This window comes from Prauserella aidingensis, assembly GCF_024171865.1.
GTDB lineage: Bacteria > Actinomycetota > Actinomycetes > Mycobacteriales > Pseudonocardiaceae > Prauserella > Prauserella aidingensis.
Genome location: NZ_JAMTCN010000016.1, coordinates 82,994 through 105,114 on the forward strand (window position 1 = coordinate 82,994; position 22,121 = coordinate 105,114).

The window sequence follows — 22,121 nt, forward strand, 5'->3', positions numbered from 1 at the left end:
ACCGTACTAGAACATAATCTCTACAACATGGGCAGACCCGAACTGCACACCCGCGACGATTTCCTCGATGCCGCGGTCCGACTCTTCGCCGACGGCGGCACGCGGGCGGTGACGATGTCGGCCGTCGCACGTGCGGCGGGCGCGCCGAGCGGCTCGCTGTACCACCGCTTCGCCGACCGGCCGGCGCTGCTGGCCGCGATGTGGACCCGGACCGTCGACCGGTTCCAGGCCGGCTACCTAGAACAGCTCCGCCGCACGCCGCCCGTAGAGGGCGCGGTGGCCGCGGTGGCGCACGTCGTGCGCTGGTGCCGGGACCACCCAGCGGAGGCGCACGTGCTCCACGCGGGCAAGCGGGCGTTCGACACCGGCACGTGGCCTGAGCCGGACCGCGCGGCCAGCGAGCGGTCCGAACGCGAACTACGGCAAGCATTGCAGGCGGCGTGTCGAACCCTGCGCGCCGCCACGCGTCGTTCGAAGGACGAGCTGCTGCTCGTGCTGGTCGACCTGCCCTACGCGACGGTGCACCGCCACCTCTCCCGAGATGACACGCCGCCCGCCCGGACCGTCACTACCGCCACGGCGGCGGCGCGCGCTCTGCTCACTCCCACCGACGATCCGGGGTGAGCACCGGCCATGTGCCGAGGCACCACTCAGCCGGTCAGCGACGCTGATGTCCCGGCTCGGCAAGTTCCGGTTCGGCGAGCAGTGCCCTTCCGGCGCACGCCCCTCTCGTTCCCCCTGGTCAGAACGCCAGGACACTCCGCAGGCCGCGAACCGCCGAGCGGCCGGCCCGGCTCGCACCGACCGTGCTCGCGGACGGACCGTAGCCGACGAGCTGCACCCGCGGCTCGGCGACGACCTCGGTGCCGTTCATCCTGATGCCGCCGCCGCGTTCCCGCAGGCCCAGCGGCGCGAAGTGGTCGAGGGCCGCCCTGAACCCGGTGGCCCACAGAATGACGTCGGCGGGCTCTTCGGTGCCGTCCGCCCAGGCCACACCACAGGGCGTGAGGCGCTCGAACATCGGCCTGCGGTCGAGCACCCCCGCCTCTCGCGCGGCGCGGACCTCCGGCGTGAGCATCAGGCCGGTCACGCTGACGACGCTGCGCGGCGGCCTGCCCTCGCGGACACGTGCGTCCACCGCAGCGACGACCTCGCGGCCGTACTCGGGCGTGAACTCCTCGTCGCGGAACACGGGCGGATTGCGCGTGACCCACGTCGTGGCCGCGGCGACCGGGGCGATCTCCAACAGCTGCTGCACCGCGGAGCTACCCCCTCCGACGACCACGACACGACGGCCCCGAAACTCCTCGGCCCCGGTGAAGTCGGCGGTGTGCAACTGCCTGCCTGCGAACGTGTCGCGGCCCGGATACCACGGCCGGAACGGGCGGTCCCACGTCCCGGTCGCGTTCACGACCCCGCGGGCCGACCACGTCTCGGTGGGCGTGTCGACGAGGAAGCCGCTCCGCTCGTCGTCGGCGTAGCGCACGGAACGCACGTCGGCGGGCCGGTGCACCGGCAGGTCGAAGGTGCGTTCGTAGCGGGCGAAGTACTCGCTGACGACCTCCGAGGCGGGTCTGTCTCCGTCGGCGTCACCGAGCGGCAGGCCGGGCAGGTCGTGCAGTCCGTGCACCCTGCCGAGCCGCAACGACGGCCACCGGTACTGCCACGCCCCGCCAGCCCGTTTCGCGTGGTCGAGGACGACGAAGCCGGTCTCCGGTGCGAGGCCGGCCCGCCGGAGGAAATAGGCCGCCGACAACCCCGCCTGCCCCGCGCCGATGACGGCGACGTCCACGGTGTGATCGACCCGCATACCCGGTGCAACCCCGCGACCGGGCCGCTTCATTCCGCACACGCCCGTGTGGCGCACGCGGCCCGCTCCGGCCCGCTCCGGGCCGCTCCGGGCCGGTCAGGTGTCGGTGCCGCCCTGCTTCTTCCCGCACAGCAGGCGGATGATCGCGATCACGCCGACCAGGGCGACGAGACCGCCGATGACCGGTGCGGCACGTTTGGCGACCGACGCGCCCGCGTAGTCGAACAGGTCGATGGCCTCGGCCTCCTGGCCGCCGCCGGGTTTGACCGACTCGAGCTGCGGCTTCTCCGGGTCCGGCGGTGGCGACGCCGCGGCCGCGCCGCTCGCGATGGCCGAGCCGGCTCCGGCACCCGGGGTCGTGTCCCGGCCCGACGGCGCCGCGGCACCCGCCGAACCGCCGCCGGTGCCGGACGAGCCGGACGTACCTGCCGACTCCGACGAATTCGAAGAGTCCGACGAGCTCGAGGAGTCCGATCCCAGTTCTGCCGACAGGTTCTCGGCGAAGCTGTCGAGGATCTTGCCGCCCACCTCGGAGATCATGCCGCGGCCGAACTGGGCGGGCTTACCGGTGACGTTCAGGTCCGTGGCGACCGTGCCCTTCGTGCTGCCGCCCTCACCTGTCAGGGTCACGGTGACGTTGGCCGAGGCCGTGCCCGCGCCTCTTGAATCCTTGCCGGAGGCCTTGATCGTGATCTCCCGGGACGCCTCGTTCTTCTCGAGGAACTCCCCACTGCCCTTGTAGAGCAGGGAGACCGGGCCCAGCTTGACCTTCACCGTGCCCTTGAACGTGTCGCCCTCGACGGACGTCAGCGTGGCCCCGGGCATGCACGGCGCCACGCGCTCCGGGTCGATGATCGCCTGCCACACCTCGTCGATGGGTGCCGGGACGGTGAATTCGTGGTCCAGCCGCACGGGCCGACCTCCTTCCTCGATGATGCCTGCGCTCGGTGCGCCTTCGTCTTCGGATTGCCACCACCGCGAACCGCGAGGGCACCGCGGACCGGTCGCCGGCCCGCGGTGCCCTGGCGGTCACGGTGTTCAGCCGGCCATCGCCGACTCGACGGCACGTCCCGTCAACACCTTGGCCAGGTGCTGGCGGTACTCGACGTCGGCGTTGCCGTCGACGGTCGGGCTCGTGCCTTCCGCGGCGTGTTCGGCGGCGGCACGGATCGTCTCGGCATCGGCCGACCTGCCCACGAGCGCCTGTTCCACCGCGGTCGCCCGCACCGGAATGGAGGCCATGTTGGTCAGCCCGATCCGAGCCTCGGCGATCGTGCCGCCCTCGGCGCGGACCGTGGCCGCCACCGCGACCATCGACCACGCCTGCGCCACCCGGTTGAACTTCTCGTAGTGCGCCGACCAGCCCGTGTGCTTCGGCACCCGCACCTCCACGAGGATGTCCTCCGGTGCCAGCGACGTCGTGAAGAAGTCCTGGAAGAACTCCGCGGCCGACACGGTGCGGCGGCCACCGGTTCCCTGGACGACCATCTCCGCGTCCAGCGCCAGAGCCGGCGCGAGCAGGTCACCCGCGGGGTCGGCGTGCGCCAACGAACCGCCGAACGTGCCACGGTGCCGCACCTGCGGGTCGGCGACCGTGTCCGTCGCCCTGGCCAGCAACAACGCGTGGTCGTGCACCAGCGGATCACGCTGCACGTCGTAGTGCGTGGTCATCGCACCGATCACGACGGCGTCACCCTCGTCGCGCACCCCCTTCAGCTCGCCGATCTTGCCGAGATCCACGACCGTGGTCGGAGCGGCGAGGCGCATGCGCAGTACGGGCAGCAGGCTCTGCCCGCCTGCCAGCACCTTGGCGTCCTCGCCCGCGTCGGCGAGCGCACGCACCGCCTCATCCACAGTGGACGGGGCTACGTAGTCGAACGGAGCGGGGATCACTGCGCACCTCCGTGTGCTGAGTCGATCGAGCCGAGTCCGCCACCGGCCTCGGCTCCCGGGCCACCCGCCGCGGCGTCGCCCTTGTGGACGGCACGCCACACGCGCATCGGGCTGAGGGGCATCTCGATGTCGTCGACACCGTGGTGTCGCACCGCGTCGACGACCGCGTTGACCACGGCCGGGGTCGAGGCGATGGTGCCCGCCTCCCCGACGCCCTTGACGCCGAGCGGGTTCGACGTCGCGGCCGTCTCGGTGCGGTCGGTGGTGAACGACGGCAGATCCATCGTCGACGGCACCAGATAGTCGGCGAACGTGCCCGACGTGAGCGTGCCGAACTCGTCGTACACCGCTTCCTCGAACAGCGCCTGGGCGACGCCCTGCGCCAGCCCGCCGTGCATCTGCCCTTCGACGATCAGGGGGTTGATGACCTTGCCGATGTCGTCGACGCAGACGTACGAGCGCAGCCGCACCCGACCGGTCTCGGTGTCGACCTCCGTCGCGCACAGGTGCGTGCCGTGGGGGAACGAGAAGTTCTCCGGGTCGAACACGGCCTCGGAGTCCAATGTGGGCTCCACGCCCTCCGGCAGGTCGTGCGCCGCGAACACCGCGAGTGCCACGTCCTGGATGGCCGTCGAGGTGTCCGTGCCGCGGACGGTGAACTTGCCGTCGGCGAACTCGAGGTCGTCCTCGGAGGCCTCCATCAGGTGCGCGGCGACCTTCCGGGCCTTGGCGATCACCTTCTCCGCGGCCTTAACCACGGCGATACCGCCGACGGTCAGCGACCGCGAACCGTAGGTGTCGAGGCCCTTGTGCGAGGACTGCGTGTCGCCGTGCAGGATCTCGATGTCGTCGAATCCCACGCCGAGCTGGTCGGCGACGATCTGGCTCCACGCCGTCTCGTGTCCCTGGCCGTGCGGGGAGGCACCCGTGACCACTTCGACCTTGCCGGTCGGCAGCATGCGGATGGCCGCGTGCTCCCAACCGCCGGCACCGTAGTCGAGCGAGCCGAGCACCCGGGACGGCGCGAGGCCGCACATCTCGGTGAACGTCGAGATGCCGATGCCGAGCTGAACCCGGTCTCCGCGTTCCCGGCGTTCGCGTTGTTCGCGGCGCAGCCCGTCGTAGTCGAACAGCTGCATCGCCTTGGCGGTCGCGGCCTCGTAGTTGCCCGAGTCGTAGGTCAGCGTCGAGACCGTGGTGTACGGGAACTCGTCGTGTTTGATCCAGTTCTTCTCGCGCAGCTCCATCGGGTCCATGCCGAGCTCGGCCGCGAGCTCGTCCATGATGCGTTCGATGGCGAACGTCGCCTCCGGCCTGCCCGCGCCGCGGTAGGCGTCGGTGAGCGTGGTGTTGGTGAACACCGTGGTGCAGGAGAAGCGGTAGGCCGGGATCTTGTAGATCGCGTTGAACATGAACGCGCCCAGCACCGGGACACCGCCACCGACGATGCCGAGGTAGGCGCCCATGTCGGCGAGCAGGTCGACCTTCAGTCCCGTGATGGTGCCGTCCCGGGAGGCCGAGATCGTGATGTCCTGCATCTGGTCACGGCCGTGATGGGCGGACACCATCGTCTCGGAACGCGACTCGGTCCACTTCACGGGTTTGCCGAGCTTCTGCGCCACGACCACCGCGGCGCACTCCTCCGGGGTCACCGCGAGCTTGCCGCCGAAGCCCCCGCCCACGTCGGGGGCGATCACGCGCACCTGGTGTTCCGGCAGGCCGAGCGTCATCGCCACCATCGTCTTGAGAATGTGCGGCACCTGCGTGGCCGACCACATCGTCAGCTGGGGTGCCGTCGGATCCACGACGACCGATCGCGGCTCCATGAAGGCGGGCACCAGCCGCTGCTGGCGGAAACGCCGCGTGACGACCACCTCGGAGCTGCTGATGGCCTGCTGCACGTCGCCACCGGAGCCGGCCTCCGCGGAGTCGAAGATCCACTCGGCGCTCGTGTTCGTGCCCATGTCCTCGTGCACGAGCGGAGCGCCGTCGGCGACCGCGTCGTCGACCCCGAGCACGACGGGCAGGTCGTCGTAGTCGACGTCGATCTCGGCCAGCGCGTCCTCGGCCTCGGCGGCACTGCGCGCGATCACCACCGCGACCGCTTCACCCGCGAAGTTCACCGTGCCCTGCGCGAGCATCGGCCGGCGCGGCGTCTTCTGGTCCGGGGTGATCGGCCACGCGTTGGGCATGCCGACCTCGCCGCCCGGGTCGAGGTCGTCACCCGTGTACACCGCGATCACGCCCGGCATCTCCTTGGCCGCCGACGTGTCGATGGCGGTGATCCGCGCGTGCGCCGTCGGACTGCGCAGGAAGGCCATGTGGACCAGGCCCGGCAGCGCGATGTTGTCGGTCCAGCGGGTACGGCCGGTGATGAGGCGCTCGTCCTCCTTCCGGACGCGCGCCCTGCCGACCTCCGGTTCGGCCATGGCGGTCATGCGTCACCTCCGACACCCGTCGTGGTGCGCTCGGCGTCGGAGACCTGTTCGGCCTCCGGGCCCGCCCCCGGCCGCATGTGCCCCGCCGCGTCGCGCACGGCACGGACGATGTTCTGGTAGCCGGTGCAGCGGCAGAGGTTGCCTTCGAGTCCTTCGCGGACGGCTTCCTCGTCGGGATCGGGATTGTCGGCCAGCAGATCGATCGACTGCATGATCATGCCCGGGGTGCAGAACCCGCACTGCAACGCGTGGTTGTCGCGGAAGGCCTGCTGCACCGGGTGGAGCTGCCCGTCACGGGCGAGTCCCTCCACCGTGGTGACCTCGCAGCCGTCCGCCTGCACGGCCAGTACCGAACAGGACTTCACGCTCTGCCCGTTCAGATGCACGGTGCAGGCGCCGCAGTTACTCGTGTCGCAGCCGACGACGGTTCCGGTCTTGCCGAGCTTCTCCCGCAAGTGGTGTACGAGCAGGGTTCGCGGTTCGACTTCGTCCGTGTAGCCGGTCCCGTCGACGGTGACGGTGATGCGCATGGGGCCTCCTGTGGTGGCTCGGTCCGCCGGGTGTGGACGGGCCGCGTGGAACGGCCGGAGCCGACCGCCGCCTAGGTGATCGGCTTCACACTCGAGCCTGCTACGTCTGCCCTCGCTCGACAACCCCGATCTTGGGTGCGCGTCCGGGTGATTTCCCCGTTCGGCGGAGTTCGACCTGGAAGACCGCGATGCGGCCGCAGCACGTATCCCCCGATCGGCGGTACGAAGGGTCCGTTCGCGCCACTGCCGGTAGCCCACTCCCCGCAGTCGGACGTGTGCCGTCCGGCGCGTCGTCAGCGCTGCTGTTCGGTGTGGATCCGCCCGTCGACGTCGGTCAGCCTGCGACCGCCGCCACCCCACTTCAGCGCGATGATCTCGGCCGCGATCGACACCGCGGTCTCCTCGGGTGTCCGCGCACCGAGGTCCAGCCCGATCGGCGAGGCGAGCCGTTTGAGCTCCGCATCGGTCAGTCCGGCCTCGCGCAGGCGGGCCAGCCGGTCGTCGTGCGTGCGCCGCGAGCCCATCGCGCCCACGTAACCGACGTCGAGGCGTAGTGCGACCTCGAGCACCGGCACGTCGAACTTCGGGTCGTGCGTGAGCACGGCGATCACGGTGCGCCGGTCGAGCCGGCCCGCGTCGGCCTCGGCCTTCAGGTACCGGTGCGGCCAGTCGACGATCACCTCGTCGGCCTCGGGGAACCGCGTCGTCGTCGCGAACACCGGGCGCGCGTCGCAGACCGTCACCTCGTAGCCGAGGTAGGCGCCCATGCGCGCCATCGCCGCGGCGAAGTCGATCGCACCGAACACGAGCATCCGCGGCGGCGGCTCGAAGGTGTTGACGAACACCGACATCCCCTCGCCGCGCCGCTGGCCGTCCGGTCCGTAGTGCAGCGTTCCGGAACGACCGCCCGCGAGCATGCCGCGCGCGTCGTCCAGGACCGCGTCGTCGATGCGGTCCGATCCCAGCCCGCCGCGGGCCTCCTCCGGCCACACCAGCATCCGCCTGCCCCGTAACGCGGCGTCGGAATGCTCGATCGTGGTCACCAACGCCACCGGCCTGCCGTCCCGCACCGAGGCGACGAGCTCCGGCAGGTCCGGCATCGAGTCCCGGTCGATCCGCTCGACGAAGATGTCGATGATGCCGCCGCAGGTCAGGCCCACGGCGAACGCATCGTCGTCGCTGACGCCGTAGCGCTGCAGCACCGGATCGCCGTCGGCGATCACCTGTTGCGCGAGTTCGTAGACCGCCCCCTCGACACAACCGCCGGACACGCTGCCGACCGCTTCGCCGTCACCGCCCACCAGCATCGCCGCCCCGGGCGCGCGGGGGGCCGACGAGAAGGTCGCGACCACGGTGCCGACGCCGACCGTCTCCCCCGCTTCCCACCGGCGGTGCACCTCGTCCAGCACGTCATGCATCTCGGACCTCCCGCAACAGTCGTTCCAACGTGGCCAGGCTGTGCCCCGCCAGTAACCGGTCGACGTGCGGCAACGCTGCGGCGATGCCGGACTGCACCGGCTCGTACCCGTCCCGGCCCGCGTGCGGGTTCACCCACAACACGCTGTGCGCCAACCTCCGCAGCCGTGCCATCTGCTCCCCGAGCAGCGCCGTGTCGCCGCGTTCCCAACCGTCGGAGAACACCACGACGACGGCCCGCCGGGCCAGGCCACGCTGGCCCCACCGGTCGAGGAACACGCGGAGCGTCTCGCCGAGCCGGGTGCCGCCCGCGAAGTCGGCGACGGCCTCCCCCGCGGCGAGCATCGCCCGCTCCGGGTCGCGCTGCCGCAACGCCCTCGACACCCGGGTCAGCCGCGTGCCGAGGGTGAACGCCTCCACGTCGGCGGGGGCGCTGCGGACGACGACGTGCGCGAACCGCAACAGCGAGTCGGCGTAGGGCTTCATCGAACCGGACACGTCCACGAGCAGCACGACCCGCCGCGGCCGGGTGCGCCTGCGCGCGTACGCCAGCCGCGCGGGTTCGCCACCGGCGGCGATCATCGCGCGGAACGTGCGCCGTGGATCGAGCCTGCCCCGGTGCGCCGACCGCAGCCGGGAGGACCGCCGGCGCGGCGACACCGGCCGCAACGTCCGGAACAGCTCGCGCAGGTGGCGGCGTTCGGCGTCCGACAGCTCCCCCAGGTCGCGGTCGCGCAGCAGCTCGACGTCGCTGGCGGCGACGCTGAGCTGTTCGCCCGCCTCGGTGTCGCCTTCGCCGTCCCCGTCGTCGGACAGCGGTGCGATGCGGGCGCGCTGCTCCCTGCGCACCGGCATGCCACCCGCGTCCTGGTCTGCGCCGCCGAACCAGCTCGCGAAGGCCTGGTCGTACCGCGGCAGGTCGTCGGGATCGGCACACAGCGTCACCCTGCCCGCCCAGTACAGCTGGGTGGCGTCGCCGACGTCGACCCGCTCGACGGCGTCGAGATACGTGCGCACGCGGTGCCGGTCGCAGGGCAGGCCCGCCTCGCGCAACGCCGTCGTGAACCCGACCAGGCCCGGCAGCGGATCGGTCACGTCCGTTTCGGCCATACGTCCATCATGCACCGCCCGCGCCCGGCGGCCGAGTGCCGACAGCGGGCGTCACCTCAACCGAGGACCGCGTCGAGCCTCGCGCGAACCCGGTCGAGGTCCTCGCTGAACTTGAGCACCGCGCCGAGCGTGGTGGCCGCGGACTCCGCGTCGAGTTCGTCACGCCCCAGCGCGCGTAGCGCGTTGGCCCAGTCGAGCGCCTCCGCGACGCCCGGAGGCTTGAGCAGTTCCATCGTGCGGAGCCGCTGCAGCGTCTCCGCGATCTGCTCGGCGAGCCGCCGGCCGATCCCGGGCACCCGTGCCCGCAGGATCGCGATCTCCCGCGACAGGTCCGGGTGTTCGAGCCAGTGGTACAGGCAGCGGCGTTTGAGCGCGTCGTGCACCTCACGGGTGCGGTTGGACGTGAGCACGACGAGGGGCGGCTGCGCGGCGCGAACCTCGCCGTACTCGGGAATCGTCACCGTGTTCTCGTCGAGCAGTTGCAGCAGGAACGCCTCGAACTCGTCGTCGGCGCGGTCGATCTCGTCGACGAGCAGTACGCACGGCGACGAGCGCAGCGCCGTCAGCAGCGGCCGGGCGAGCAGGAATCGCTCGGTGTACAGCGACTGCTCGGCGTCGTCGACGTTCAGCCTGCCGCCCTCGGCGGCCTCGAGCGCGCGCAGGTGCAGCAGCTGCCGCGGAAAGTCCCACTCGTACAGCGCCTGCGCCGCGTCGATGCCCTCGTGACACTGCAGCCGCACCAAGGGCAGCTCGAGACTCTCCGACAGTGCCACGGCGAGCGACGTCTTTCCCGTGCCGGGTTCGCCTTCGCAGAACAGCGGCTTGCCCATGCGCAGGGACAGGAACGCGGCCGTGGCGACACCGTCGTCGGCGAGGTACCCGATGTCGGCGAGCAGCGCCGACAACTTGGCAGGCGACGACACGGAGGACGGGTCGGGCCCTGCGGACGAGGCGGTGCGGGCTGTTCCGGCGGCGGTGCCGCCCGCGGCGGGTTCGCTTGTCACGTCCTCACCCTAGGCACTTCCCGGCCGATGACGGCAACCCTCTTACGGGTCGAGCAGCTCGGGCGTGTCGGCGTCACGCCCGCCGCCGATGTCGCCGCAGTCGACGAGCCGCACGTCGTCGCGGGGGCGCAGCCAGTCGCGGGCACCCCTGTCGCCGCAGGCCTGCGCGGCGATCTCGGCCCACCAGCGACGGCCGAACAGCACGGGATGCCCGGGCGCGCCCGCGTACGCGGCACGGGCGACGACGTCGGTGCTCGCCCTGGCACGCATCCGCATGACGACGTCCGCGCCGACGTCGGGCAGGTCGACCAGGTGCACGAGCGCCGCGTCCGGGGGCGGGTCGACGTCGGCGAGCGCGCGCAGTCCCGCCCGCAGGGAGGCCCCCATACCCTCGGCCCAGTCGTCGGCGACGACCACTCGCGCCCCGTCGGGCACCAGCGGACGCGCGGCCTCCGCCCGTGCGCCGAGGACGACGACGACCGGATCGCAGCCGCCGTCGAGCAGCAGGTCCGCCGCACGCGTCACGAGGGCCGCACCGCGGTGTGTCGCAAGGGCCTTGGGCATGCCGAAGCGGCTCCCCTGTCCCGCCGCGAGCAGCAGGCCGGCGGTCGTGCGCTGGCCGCTCATGCGCGGGGCGATCCCGTGCGGGGTGGTGCGGCGGCGAGCAGGTCGGCCTCGATGCCGCGCGCAGCCTCCCGCAGCGGCGGCAGCAGTTCGGCCCGCATCGCCTCCGGGCTACGGCGGGACGCGTGGGTCGACAGGTTCACGGCGGCGGCGACCGCCCCGTCCGCGCCGTGGACGGGCACCGCGATCGACCGCAGGCCGTCCTCCAGTTCCTGGTCGACGAGTGCGTATCCCGCCTCTCGTACGCCGGCGAGCTCGGCGCGCAGCGCAGCGGCCGAGTCGGTGGTGCGGTCGGTGAACCGGTCGAACGTGGCCGTGCCCGCGTAGGCCTCCAGTGCCTCGTCGGACAGCCCGGCGAGCAGCACGTGTCCCATCGACGTGGCGTGGGCCGGGAACCGCGTGCCGACGCTGATCGTGACCGCCATGATCCGTGACACGGCCACGCGCGCGACGTACACGATGTCGGGGCCCTCGAGCACCGACATCGAACTCGACTCGCTGACCTCGGCCGACAGCCGTTCCAGGTGGGGCTGGGCCAGTCCCGGCAGCGACAGTCCGGACAGGAACGAGTAGCCGAGCTCGAGCACCTTGGCGGTGAGCGAGAACTGCCTGCCGTCGCTGCGGACGTAACCGAGGTCGACGAGTGTGAGCAGGAAGCGGCGGGCGGCCGCGCGGGTCAGTCCCGTGGCTTTCGCGACCTCGCTCAACGTCAGCTGGGGCGTCGCCGGGCCGAACGCGGTGATGACGGCCAGGCCGCGTTCCAGCGACTGCACGTGATGCGTGCCCCTGCCGCGCTCACCCCCGTCCGGCGAGAGCTCGGCGCCCGTCGTGTCCTCGCCGTCGGCCGTGTCTCCACCCTCCGCCTCGGCGGCTGCTGCTCCATCCATAGGAGACCCAACCTAGCCCGAGCGGCTCACGCCTTCGCGAGGTGCGTGGTGATCAGCTCGGTGAACCGTTCCGGCTGTTCGACGTTGCCGAGATGCGCTGCTCCGGGCACGACCTCGAGCCGCGCGTCCGGCACGGCCCCGGCGATGACGTCGCCGTGCCCCTCGGGCGGCGTCGCCGGATCGTCGGCGCCCGCGATCACCAGCGTCGGCACCGGGATCGACGGCAACCCGTCGAGCAGGTCCATCGTCGCGATGGCGTGGCAGCACGCGGCGTACCCGCCCGCGGGCGTCGCCGCCGTCATGTGGTGGTACTCGCGCCGCTCCTGCGGATGGGAGGCCAGCCAGTCCGGGGTGAACCAACGTTCGATGCTGCCGTCGGCGATCGCCGTCATGCCCTGCTCCCGCGCGGTACGACCCCGTTCGAACCACGACTCGGGGGTGCCGAGCTTCGCCGACGTGCAGCACAGCACGAGGCTGCGCAGCCGCTCGGGCGCGTACGTGGCGAGCCACATCCCCGTCATGCCGCCGAGTGACAGTCCGACGAAGTGCGCCCGGTCCACGCCGAGCGTGTCGAACAGTTCGAGCACGTCTCCGCCGAGGTCGGCCATGGTGGCGTCACCGTCGGGCACGGCGGTGCGGCCGTGCCCGCGGTGGTCGTACCGCACGACGCGGTAACCCTCCCGGACCAGCGGCTCGACCTGCGGCTCCCACATCGTCAGGTTCGACCCGATCGACCCGGACAGGACGACGACGTCGCCGTCCGCGGGTCCGTCGACCACGCTGTGCACCTGCATGCCTTCTCCCTCGCTGTCTACTCCGGGTGCCCGGGACCGGCCCGAGCACGTCGGTTCAGGCCTCGAGCACGACCGCCAGGCCCTGCCCGACGCCGATGCAGATCGCGGCCAGACCGTACCCGCCACCGCGACGCCGCAGCTCGTGGGCGAGCGTGCCGAGGATCCTTCCCCCGGACGCACCGAGCGGGTGGCCGATCGCGATGGCGCCGCCGTTGACGTTGACGATGTCCGGGTCGAGCTCGGGCCAGTCGGCCAGGCACGCCAGCGATTGTGCAGCGAAGGCCTCGTTGAGTTCCACCGCGGCCAGGTCGCCCCAGCCGATGCCGGCGCGCTGCAGCGCGATCTCCGCGGCACGCACCGGGCCGATGCCGAACACGTCCGGGTCCACGCCCGCGGCGCCGCGGCCTGCGATGCGGGCCAACGGAGTGGCACCGACCCGGTCGGCGCCCGCCCCGTCGCCGAGCAGCAGCGCCGACGCACCGTCGTTGAGCGGTGAGGCGTTGCCCGCGGTGATGGTGCCGTCCGCACGGAAGGCGGGCTTGAGCTTCGCAAGTTTGTCCACAGTGGAATCCGGACGGATGCCCTCGTCCCGTGTCGGTTCGGTGCCGGGAACCGGGACGACGTGCGTGTCGTAGAAGCCGTTGTCCCACGCCTTCGCCGCGTTCACGTGACTGCGCACGGCGAATTCGTCCTGCGCCTCGCGCGAGATCGCGTACTGCTCGGCGACACGCTCGGTCGACTCACCGAGCGACACCGTCCACTGCTCCGGCATCCGCGGATTCACCATCCGCCAGCCGAGCGTGGTGGAGTGCAGCTGCTGGTTCCCCGCGGGGAACGCCTTCTCGGGTTTCTGGAGAACCCACGGCGCCCGGCTCATGGATTCGACGCCGCCCGCCACGACCAGCGACGCGTCTCCCACGGCGATCGTCCGGCTCGCCTGCATCGCGGCGTCCAGGCCGGACCCGCACAGGCGGTTGACCGTGCTGCCGGGGACCGCCGTCGGCCACCCGGCGAGCAGCGAGGCCATGCGGGCGACGTTGCGGTTGTCCTCACCCGCCTGGTTGGCGTCGCCGAGCAGCACTTCGTCCACTGTGGCCGGATCGACGTCGCTGCGCTCCCGCAGCGCCGACAGGACGTGCGCGGCCAGGTCGTCGGGCCGCACACCCGACAGCGAACCGGTGTACTTGCCGAACGGGGTGCGGACGGCATCGAGCACGAAGACGTCGGTCACCGCGAGGCCTCCTTCAGGGTGCGCAGCGTGGACAGTTCGGCCGCGGTCGGCGCCTCGGTACGGGTCAGCTCGGGCGAGACCGTCAGATCCCAGCCGGTCGCGGCGCGGACGTCCTCGACCTCCACGCCCGGGTGCAGTTGGGTGAGGACGAGCTCGGCGGTCTCCGGATCCGGCCGCAGCACGCCGAGGTCGGTGATCACCAACGTCGGCCCTGCGCCCGGCAGGCCGAGCCGCTCCCGGTCACCCTTGCCCGAACCGTGACCGACCGACGTCACGAAGTCGACCTTCTCGACGAAGCTGCGCGCGCTCTGGCGCACCACGACGAAGACCTCGTGACACGATGCGGCGATCTCCGGCGCACCGCCCGCACCGGGCAGCCGCACCTTCGGGTCGGCGTAGTCGTCGCCGATGACCGTCGTGTTGATGTTGCCGAATCTGTCCAACTGTGCGGCGCCGAGGAACCCGACGTCGATCCGCCCCGGCTGCAGCCAGTAGTTGAACACCTCGGGCACGCCGATCACGGCGTCGGCCGTCTCCGCCAGCACCCCGTCGCCGATCGACGACGGCAGCACGTCCGGTTTGGACCCGAGCGTGCCGGACTCGTAGATCAGCACCAGGTCGGGGGCGTGGGTCCGGCGCGCGACGTTGGCCGCCGTCGACGGCAGGCCGATGCCGACGAAACACCGCTTGCCGTTCTCCAGCGCGCGGGCCGCGGCGATGGACATCATCTCGTCGGACGTGTAGTCCTGCTCCGCTCCTGATTCAGCGGTCGTCGACGCAGCGGTCGTGGACGCGGCCCCGGTCATCGCACACCCTCCTTGTCGCCTGCGGCATCGGCCGAGTCCCGTCCGGCGAGCACCTCGTCGCGGACCCAGGTCCGGAAGGTGTCGCGGTCACGCCCGATGGAGTCCCAGTACTTGTAGTAGGCGTTGTCGCGCTCGTAGTAGCCCTGCGCGTACGACGGGTGCGCCCCGCGGGGCACCTCGGCCACGGCGGTGACGGCCCAGTGCGGCAGCACGACCTGTCCGGCGACCGGTTCGAGTTCGTCGACGACCTCCTCGACCGTCACGAGACTGCGCCCGGCGGCCAGCACGGCCTCCTTCTGCACACCGACCAGGCCCCACATCTGCACGTTCCCCGCACGGTCGGCACGCTGCGCGTGGATGATCGACACGTCGGGGTTGATGGCGGGCACGGCCGCGAGCTCCTCCCCGGTGAACGGGCACGTGATCCACTTGATCGTGGCCGTGTGCTCCGGCAGATCCGTGCCGCGGTAGCCGCGCAGCACGGCGAACGGCAGGCCGGACGCACCGGCGACGTACCGGTTGGCCATGCCCGCGTGGCTGTGTTCCTCGATCTCCAGCGGCACCGGCCAGGCGTGCTGCACCGCGTCGCGGAACCGGTGCAGCGAACCGACACCGGGGTTGCCGCCCCACGAGAAGATCAGCTTCCGCGCACACCCCGCGCCGATCAGCTGGTCGTACACGATGTCCGGCGTCATACGGACCAGAGTCAGGTCCTGCCGTCCCTGCCGGATGATCTCCTGTCCCGCCGCGTGCGGGATCAGATGTGTGAATCCTTCGAGTGCCACGACGTCCCCGTCGTGCACCAGTTCGCCGACGCCGTCGGCCAGCGACACGATGTCCGCCACGTTCTGCCACCTCGTTCACCGGATGCCGGCGATTCCCGCCAGCGTTCGTATAGCGCACGTGTGTTCTTCATATGAACATACGTGGAGGCCGGTGGAGTCGTCAACAGACGGCCACGCCCACGCCGCACCGGCCGCGAACGCGACAGCGCCCCGCGGCCGCAGGGGCTCGCGGGGCGCTGGTCGGGGTCCGGCCGACGGTGCCGGCTCACGGCACGACCCGTCAGGTGGCGTTACCCGGCTTGTCGGACGGTTCCCCGGTGCCCGTGTCACCGGTGCCGGTGTCGCCGGACGTGGATTCGGCGGCCGCCTCCGGCCGCGCAGCCGTCTCCGTCACGGGGCCGCCGTCGTCGGGACCGGCGTCGTCGGTGTCGACATCGGACGGTTCCGCTCCCGGCCGGGTGGCCGCTCCGTTGTCGTCGCCGGCGTCGGCACCACCGGACGCCGCCGCGCCTGCCTCCGATCCGTCGGTGTCGCCGTCGGCCGGCCTGTCCGGATCATCCGGACTGCGAAGGATTTCCGGGTCCTCCCGCGGGCCCTTGGACCGCGCCAGGACGAAGTAGACGACCGCACCGAGGAACACGAGCACCGACACCCACACGTTGACGCGCTGGCCGAGAATCTCGTTGGCCGGATCGGTGCGCATGAGCTCGATCCAGAACCGGCCTGCGGTGTACCCCGCGACGTACAGCGCGAACACCCGGCCGTGGCCGAGCCGCAGCCTGCGGTCGAGCCAGATGATCAGCAGCGCGACACCCAGGTTCCACAACAGCTCGTACAGGAACGTCGGATGCACGACCTCGACCGGCACGTCGTTGACGGCCACTCCACCGAGCGGGTCCTCCACGGCCGGATTGTCCGGCGACACACGCCGGTAGATCTCCAGCCCCCACGGCAGGTCGGTGGGCCCGCCGTAGAGTTCCTGGTTGAAGTAGTTGCCGAGGCGGCCGACGGCCTGTGCGATGACGATGCCCGGCGCGACGGCGTCCGCGACGGCGGGCAGCGGGATTCCCCTGCGACGGCAGGCGATCCACGCACCGACCGCACCCAGCGCGATCGCGCCCCAGATGCCGAGGCCGCCCTCCCAGATGTACAGCGCGCGAATCGGATCGCGGCCCTCACCGAAATAGAGCTGGTTGTCGGTGATGACGTGGTAGAGCCTGCCACCGATGAGTCCCATCGGCGCGGCCCAGACCGCGATGTCGATGATCGTTCCCTTGGTACCGCCCCGCGCCTGCCAGCGGCGTTCGCCGAGCCAGATCGCGACGACGATGCCGAGGATGATGCAGAGCGCGTACGCCCGCAGGGAGAAGGGGCCGATCTCCCAGACACCCCGGTCCGGACTGGGAATGGTGGCGAGGAAGGCAGAGGAGGCGGTACTCACAGGGTCACCGTAACGTGACGTACGCGGCCGGGCTCGGCCGCGTCACGCACGCGGCCGGCGGACGCCCTCGGCCAGCTCCTTCGTCAGCGCGGCCACCGCGTCGGTGCCCTCGTTCGCCTTCGTCACCAGCGCCGACCCGACGATGACACCGTCCGCGAACGCCGACACCTCGGCGGCCTGATCGCCGGACCGCACGCCGAGCCCGACACCGACCGGCAGGTCCGTGTGCACCCGGGTGCGCTGCACCAGACCCTGCGCCGCGCTGCCGACCGTCTCGCGGGCACCGGTCACGCCCATCACGGCCGTGGCGTAGACGAACCCGCTCGCGGCCGCCGTGGTCAGCGCGATCCGCTCATCCGACGACGACGGCGCCACGAGGAAGATGCGGTCGAGACCGTGGGCATCCGATGCGGTGATCCACTCGGACCCCTCGTCGGGCGTCAGGTCCGGCGTGATGAGACCGAGGCCGCCCGCGGCCGCGAGGTCACGGGCGAACGCGTCGACGCCGTAGTGGAACACCGGGTTCCAGTACGTCATCACGACCGCACGGCCACCACGGTTCGCCACCGATTCGACGACGTCGAACAGGTCCTTGAGGCGGAACCCGTTCCGCAACGCCGTGTCGGCGGCCGCCTGGATCGTCGGTCCGTCCATGACGGGGTCCGAGTACGGGAACCCGACCTCGACCAGATCCGCGCCGGCGTCGACCGTCGCGGCGAGCAGCTCCTTCGACTCGGCGACGGTCGGGTACCCCGCGGGCAGGTAGCCGATCAGCGCACCGCGGCCTTCGCCACGGGTCTGCGCGAACAGCTCGTCGATGCGGCTCACACGCCCTCCACGAGGTTGAAGTACCGGGCGGCGGTGTCGACGTCCTTGTCACCGCGGCCGGACAGGCTGACCAGGATCACGCCGTCCGGGCCGAGTTCACGGCCGAGCTGCAGTGCCCCGGCGAGCGCGTGCGCGGACTCCACCGCGGGGATGATGCCCTCGGTCTTCGACAGCAGCTGGAACGCGTCCATCGCCTCGTCGTCGGTGACGGCGCGGTACTCGGCGCGGCCCTCGTCCTTCAGGTGCGAATGCTCCGGGCCGACGCCCGGGTAGTCCAGGCCCGCCGAGATCGAGTACGCCTCGATGGTCTGCCCGTCCTCGTCCTGCAGCAGGTACGACAGGGCGCCGTGAAGCGTGCCCGGGGTCCCCTGCGTGAGGGTCGCTCCGTGTTCGCCCGAGTCGAGCCCCTTGCCGCCGGGCTCGAGGCCGACCAGCCGGACGTCGGTGTCGTCGAGGAACCCGTGGAAGATGCCGATCGCGTTCGATCCGCCGCCGACGCACGCGGCCACGGCATCCGGGAGACGGCCCACCTGGGCGAGCATCTGCTCGCGGGCCTCCTCGCCGATGATCTTGTGGAAGTTGCGCACCATCACCGGGAACGGGTGTGCCCCGGCGGCGGTGCCGAGCAGGTAGTGCGTGGTGTCGACGTTGGTGACCCAGTCGCGCAACGCCTCGTTGATGGCGTCCTTGAGGGTGCGCGAACCGGTCGCCACGGGAATCACCTCGGCGCCGAGCAGGCGCATCCGCGCGACGTTGAGCGCCTGCCGTTCGGTGTCGACCTCGCCCATGTACACGACGCAGTCGAGGTCGAGCAGCGCGCACGCGGTGGCGGTGGCGACGCCGTGCTGGCCCGCACCCGTCTCGGCGATGACGCGCGTCTTGCCCATCCGCTTGGTGAGCAGCGCCTGGCCGAGGACGTTGTTGATCTTGTGGGAACCCGTGTGGTTGAGGTCCTCCCTCTTGAGGAGGATCCGTGCACCACCGGCGTGCTCGGCGAACCGCGGCGCCTCGGTGAGCAGCGACGGCCTGCCCGCGTACCCGGACAGCAGCCGCTGGAACTCCGCGGTGAACTCGGGGTCCTGCTGGGCCTTGTCGTACTCGGAGGCCAGTTCGTCCAGCGCGCCCATCAGTGCTTCGGGCAGGAAGCGGCCGCCGTAGTCACCGAAGTGACCGCGGGCGTCCGGATCGTGGCGCGACTGCGGCGTCGTGTCGGTCATGCGGGTCACCGGCTCGGACGCGGACAGGCGGGGTGCGACCCCGCAGTGACGAGCTGCACGAGCGCCGCCTTCGGGTCGCCGGTGCCGACGAGCCCCTCGCCGACCAGCACGGCGTCGGCTCCGTGGCCCGCGTACGCCATCAGGTCACCGGGACCGCGGACGCCGGACTCGGCGATCTTGAACGTCTCCATCGGCAGGCCGGGTGCGAGCCGTCCGAACACGTCCCTGTCGACCTCCAGGGTGTGCAGGTCGCGGGCGTTGATGCCGATGACGGACGCGCCCGCCTCCAGCGCGCGGTCACACTCCTCGGCGTTGTGCACCTCGACCAGCGCGGTCATGCCCAGCGATTCGACGCGGTCGAGCAACGCGGCGAGCGCGTTCTGCTCGAGCGCGGCCACGATGAGCAGCACCATGTCGGCGCCGTGCAGCCGGGCCTCGTGCACCTGGTACGGGCTGACGATGAAGTCCTTGCGCAGGATCGGCACGTCGACGGCGGCACGAACGGCGTCGAGGTCGGCCAGCGATCCGCCGAACCGGCGCTCCTCCGTGAGCACGCTGATCACGCGCGCTCCCGCGTCCTCGTAGTCCTTGGCCAGCACCGCCGGGTCGTGGATCGCGGCGAGGTCGCCCTTCGACGGGCTCTTCCGCTTGACCTCGGCGATCACGCCGATGCCCGATTCCTGCAACGAACCCATGACGTCCCGTGGCGCGGGAGCCTCCGCGGCACGCTTCTTCAACTCGTCGAACGGCAGCGCCGACTCACGCTCGGCCAGGTCTGCCCGCACGCCCGCGACGATGTCCTCGAGAACGCTCACCGCTCGACCTCACCGGGTGCCGGGGCCGTTGATTCACTCGCAAGGTGGCTCACAAAAACCTTCCCCTTCCCGCTCAACCGATGCTAACCCGCGGGCTCGTCCAGACCGGGCGCGGGTCGACGACAGCCTCGCCCACCACGGGTTTCACTCCGAGCGGCCGTCACGCGGCCGGTCGGTGTCCGCCGAGTCGGCCGGGTCGGTCGGGTCGGTCGGGTCGGTCGGGTCGGTCGGGTCGGTCGGGTCGGCGCCCTCCGACAGCGCGTCCCACAGCTCGGCGTCCGGGTCACGCGGCGCGCGGCGGTCGCCGGGAGCCGAATACTTCGCGCCCATCCGTGCCATGCGGTGCCCGCGCCAGGCCAGCACCACGCCCGCCAGTGCGACGAGCACCCCGCCCGCGACGGCCGCCGCGGGACCCAGGAACGTCCACGACGGATCGGCCGTGGCGCCCTCGTAGCCGGGTGCCCAGCCGGACCAGGCGATCTCCTGCGTGTCGCCCGCGACGGCCAGATACACCGCCGCGCCGCCCACGACGGCCAGCAGCACACCCAACAGCCTCCGCGCCACGCCGCCGAGCGCGAGCGCCGCCGCGACGGCCGCCAGCGCCAGCAGCGCGAGCGGCACGGGCCATTGGACCAGCTCGCCGCCGGTGAAGTCGTCGGCCAGCCTGCCGTCGACCGTCCGCCCCTGCGGTACCTCGATCCACACCAGCCCCGACGCGCCCCAGAGCGCCCCCGCACCGAGCAGCAGCGCCACCACGGCCGCCCACAACGCGCGCTTGTCCCCTCCCGCGGGCGGGACCGCCCGGTCCGCGCGTTCGGGACCGTCGCCGGACGCGCGCGGGCCGGCGGCGCCGTCAGACACCGTCGCCGCCCGCCACGTCGCGGGGCTGCGCCGGGCCGGGCGGCGCCGTCTCACCGGGTGACGCGGCCTCACCGGGCGACGGGGCGCCCGCCGGGCGCAACGTTCCCGCCGCCGCGACGGCCGACAGCACGGTTCGAGCCTTGTTCAGCGCCTCGGTGTCCTCGTAGTCGGGTTCGGAGTCGGCGACGACCCCTCCGCCCGCCTGCACGTAGGCCACGCCGTCGCGTACCAGCGCCGTGCGGATCGCGATCGCGGTGTCCGCGTCGCCCGCGAAGTCGAGGTAGCCGACCACGCCGCCGTACAGCCCGCGGCGCGTCGGTTCGAGGCGCTCGATGAGTTCCATCGCCCGCACCTTCGGCGCGCCGGACAGCGTGCCCGCCGGGAAGCACGCGGCGACCGCGTCGATCGCCGTCGCGTCGTCGGCCAGCTCACCGGTCACGGTCGAGACGATGTGCATGACGTGGCTGTAGCGCTCGATCGCGAAGAAGTCGACGACCTGCACCGAGCCCGGCCTGCACACCTTGCCGAGGTCGTTGCGGCCGAGGTCGACCAGCATCAGATGCTCGGCACGCTCCTTCTCGTCGGCGAGCAGCCCCTTGGCCAGCTGCGCGTCCTCCTCCGCGTCGGCGCCGCGCCAGCGGGTGCCCGCGATGGGGTGCGTCGTGGCCTTGCCGTCCCGCACCGTGACGAGTGACTCGGGGCTCGACCCGACGATGTCGAAGCCGTCGAGCCGCAGCAGGTACATGTACGGACTCGGGTTCGACGTGCGCAGCACACGGTAGATGTCGAGCGCGTCGGCCCCGGTACGCAGTTCGAACCGCTGCGACGGCACGATCTGGAACGCCTCGCCCGCGTGGATGGCCTCCTTCGCCGCCTCGACGGCCTCGTGGAAGTCGTCCTTGGTGCGGGCCCGGTCGAACTCGGGAACCGGACGATCGAACACCGCGTTCGTGGCGGGCGCGGGCGCGGCGAGCCGGGCCGTCATGGCGTCGAGCCTGCGGACCGCGTCCTCGTAGGCCGCCTCCACCCGTTCCGGGCTGTCGTCCCAGTTCACCGCGTTGGCGATGAGCGTGACCGTGCCCTCGTGGTGGTCGAACGCCGCCAGGTCCGTCGCGAGCAGCATCGTGACCTCGGGAATGTCGAGGTCCTTCTCGGCGATCTCCGGCAGCCGTTCGAGCCAGCGCACCGCGTCGTACCCGATGTAGCCGACCATGCCGCCCGTCAACGGCGGCATGCCGGGCAACGGCTCCGTGTGCAGCGTCTCGAGCGTCTCACGCAGCACGGCCAGGGGATCGCCGCCGGAGGGCAGGCCCGCGACCGGGGTCCCCGTCCACACCGCCTCGCCGTCGCGCACGGTCAGCGCCGACGGGCTGTGCACCCCGATGAACGACCATCGCGACCAGGACTCGCCGTTCTCCGCCGATTCGAGCAGAAACGTGCCGGGACGGTCCTCGGCGAGTTTGCGGTACAGGGCGACGGGCGTGTCGGCGTCCGCGAGCACGCGGCGGACGACCGGGATCACGCGCCGGTCCTCGGCGAGTTCGCGGAACTCCGCGGCCGACGGCGTGACGGCGCCCAGGCCGACACGAGCGGCCTCGACGGAATGGGCTGTGACCATGGCTTCATTGTGC

At 71.7% G+C, this 22,121-nt stretch carries 21 protein-coding genes; 1 reads left to right on the forward strand and 20 read right to left on the reverse strand.

The annotated features are described in order from the left end of the window. Positions 1 to 27 precede the first annotated feature (27 nt). Positions 28 to 624, forward strand: a complete 597-nt coding sequence (locus LY13_RS16610; protein WP_253829376.1) for a TetR/AcrR family transcriptional regulator — start codon at positions 28 to 30, stop codon at positions 622 to 624. 118 nt (positions 625 to 742) lie between these two features. Here the strand turns inward: LY13_RS16610 and LY13_RS16615 are convergent, their stop codons facing one another. The 20 genes from LY13_RS16615 to LY13_RS16710 all read right to left on the reverse strand — a co-directional run bounded on the left by LY13_RS16615 (position 743) and on the right by LY13_RS16710 (position 22,108). Further along, positions 743 to 1,810, reverse strand: coding sequence for an NAD(P)-binding domain-containing protein (locus tag LY13_RS16615; RefSeq protein ID WP_253829377.1), 1,068 nt, complete (start codon positions 1,808 to 1,810; stop codon positions 743 to 745). 96 nt (positions 1,811 to 1,906) lie between these two features. Then, a complete protein-coding gene (locus LY13_RS16620) occupies positions 1,907 to 2,722 on the reverse strand; it encodes an SRPBCC family protein (protein ID WP_253829378.1) in 816 nt (271 codons plus the stop codon). A 126-nt stretch (positions 2,723 to 2,848) separates the two neighbouring features. Then, complete coding sequence (locus LY13_RS16625) at positions 2,849 to 3,703, reverse strand: FAD binding domain-containing protein (protein WP_253829379.1); 855 nt, start codon at positions 3,701 to 3,703, stop codon at positions 2,849 to 2,851. Next, positions 3,700 to 6,141: a xanthine dehydrogenase family protein molybdopterin-binding subunit gene (locus tag LY13_RS16630; protein WP_253829380.1), complete on the reverse strand. Its 2,442-nt coding sequence runs from the start codon at positions 6,139 to 6,141 to the stop codon at positions 3,700 to 3,702. Before LY13_RS16630 ends, LY13_RS16625 begins: the two co-directional genes overlap by 4 nt. Continuing rightward, positions 6,138 to 6,671, reverse strand: coding sequence for a (2Fe-2S)-binding protein (locus LY13_RS16635; RefSeq protein ID WP_253829381.1), 534 nt, complete (start codon positions 6,669 to 6,671; stop codon positions 6,138 to 6,140). Before LY13_RS16635 ends, LY13_RS16630 begins: the two co-directional genes overlap by 4 nt. Positions 6,672 to 6,964: 293 nt before the next feature. Next, complete coding sequence (locus tag LY13_RS16640; RefSeq protein WP_253829382.1) at positions 6,965 to 8,089, reverse strand: XdhC family protein; 1,125 nt, start codon at positions 8,087 to 8,089, stop codon at positions 6,965 to 6,967. Beyond that, the gene (locus LY13_RS16645) at positions 8,082 to 9,197 is read right to left on the reverse strand and encodes a vWA domain-containing protein (RefSeq protein ID WP_253829383.1); all 1,116 of its coding nucleotides are present in this window, start codon (positions 9,195 to 9,197) and stop codon (positions 8,082 to 8,084) included. The genes LY13_RS16640 and LY13_RS16645 overlap by 8 nt, the downstream gene beginning before the upstream one ends. A 56-nt stretch (positions 9,198 to 9,253) precedes the next feature. Further along, positions 9,254 to 10,120, reverse strand: a complete 867-nt coding sequence (locus LY13_RS16650) for an AAA family ATPase (RefSeq protein WP_253829414.1) — start codon at positions 10,118 to 10,120, stop codon at positions 9,254 to 9,256. Between the two features lie 123 nt (positions 10,121 to 10,243). Continuing rightward, positions 10,244 to 10,828 (reverse strand): nucleotidyltransferase family protein, encoded by a 585-nt coding sequence (locus LY13_RS16655; protein ID WP_253829384.1) that lies wholly within the window; start codon positions 10,826 to 10,828, stop codon positions 10,244 to 10,246. Then, on the reverse strand, positions 10,825 to 11,712 hold the full coding sequence (locus LY13_RS16660; protein WP_253829385.1) for an IclR family transcriptional regulator domain-containing protein: 888 nt from the start codon (positions 11,710 to 11,712) through the stop codon (positions 10,825 to 10,827). Before LY13_RS16660 ends, LY13_RS16655 begins: the two co-directional genes overlap by 4 nt. Positions 11,713 to 11,738: 26 nt before the next feature. Continuing rightward, positions 11,739 to 12,506 (reverse strand): 3-oxoadipate enol-lactonase, encoded by a 768-nt coding sequence (gene pcaD / locus LY13_RS16665; RefSeq protein WP_253829386.1) that lies wholly within the window; start codon positions 12,504 to 12,506, stop codon positions 11,739 to 11,741. 55 nt (positions 12,507 to 12,561) lie between these two features. Then, positions 12,562 to 13,737, reverse strand: coding sequence for a thiolase family protein (locus LY13_RS16670; protein ID WP_253829387.1), 1,176 nt, complete (start codon positions 13,735 to 13,737; stop codon positions 12,562 to 12,564). After that, a complete protein-coding gene (locus tag LY13_RS16675) occupies positions 13,734 to 14,465 on the reverse strand; it encodes a CoA-transferase subunit beta (protein WP_253829415.1) in 732 nt (243 codons plus the stop codon). The genes LY13_RS16670 and LY13_RS16675 overlap by 4 nt, the downstream gene beginning before the upstream one ends. Positions 14,466 to 14,539: 74 nt before the next feature. Further along, positions 14,540 to 15,388: a CoA transferase subunit A gene (locus LY13_RS16680; RefSeq protein ID WP_253829388.1), complete on the reverse strand. Its 849-nt coding sequence runs from the start codon at positions 15,386 to 15,388 to the stop codon at positions 14,540 to 14,542. Between the two features lie 220 nt (positions 15,389 to 15,608). Then, positions 15,609 to 16,769, reverse strand: coding sequence for a prolipoprotein diacylglyceryl transferase (gene lgt, locus LY13_RS16685; protein ID WP_253829389.1), 1,161 nt, complete (start codon positions 16,767 to 16,769; stop codon positions 15,609 to 15,611). Between the two features lie 42 nt (positions 16,770 to 16,811). Further along, complete coding sequence (trpA, locus tag LY13_RS16690) at positions 16,812 to 17,597, reverse strand: tryptophan synthase subunit alpha (protein WP_253829390.1); 786 nt, start codon at positions 17,595 to 17,597, stop codon at positions 16,812 to 16,814. Beyond that, positions 17,594 to 18,814, reverse strand: a complete 1,221-nt coding sequence (gene trpB / locus LY13_RS16695; RefSeq protein ID WP_253829391.1) for a tryptophan synthase subunit beta — start codon at positions 18,812 to 18,814, stop codon at positions 17,594 to 17,596. The genes trpA and trpB overlap by 4 nt, the downstream gene beginning before the upstream one ends. Before the next feature lie 5 nt (positions 18,815 to 18,819). Further along, on the reverse strand, positions 18,820 to 19,629 hold the full coding sequence (gene trpC / locus LY13_RS16700) for an indole-3-glycerol phosphate synthase TrpC (protein ID WP_253829392.1): 810 nt from the start codon (positions 19,627 to 19,629) through the stop codon (positions 18,820 to 18,822). A 144-nt stretch (positions 19,630 to 19,773) separates the two neighbouring features. Further along, on the reverse strand, positions 19,774 to 20,490 hold the full coding sequence (locus LY13_RS16705) for a Trp biosynthesis-associated membrane protein (RefSeq protein WP_308216353.1): 717 nt from the start codon (positions 20,488 to 20,490) through the stop codon (positions 19,774 to 19,776). Then, positions 20,483 to 22,108: an anthranilate synthase component I gene (locus LY13_RS16710; RefSeq protein WP_253829393.1), complete on the reverse strand. Its 1,626-nt coding sequence runs from the start codon at positions 22,106 to 22,108 to the stop codon at positions 20,483 to 20,485. Before LY13_RS16710 ends, LY13_RS16705 begins: the two co-directional genes overlap by 8 nt. Between the last annotated feature and the right edge of the window lie 13 nt (positions 22,109 to 22,121).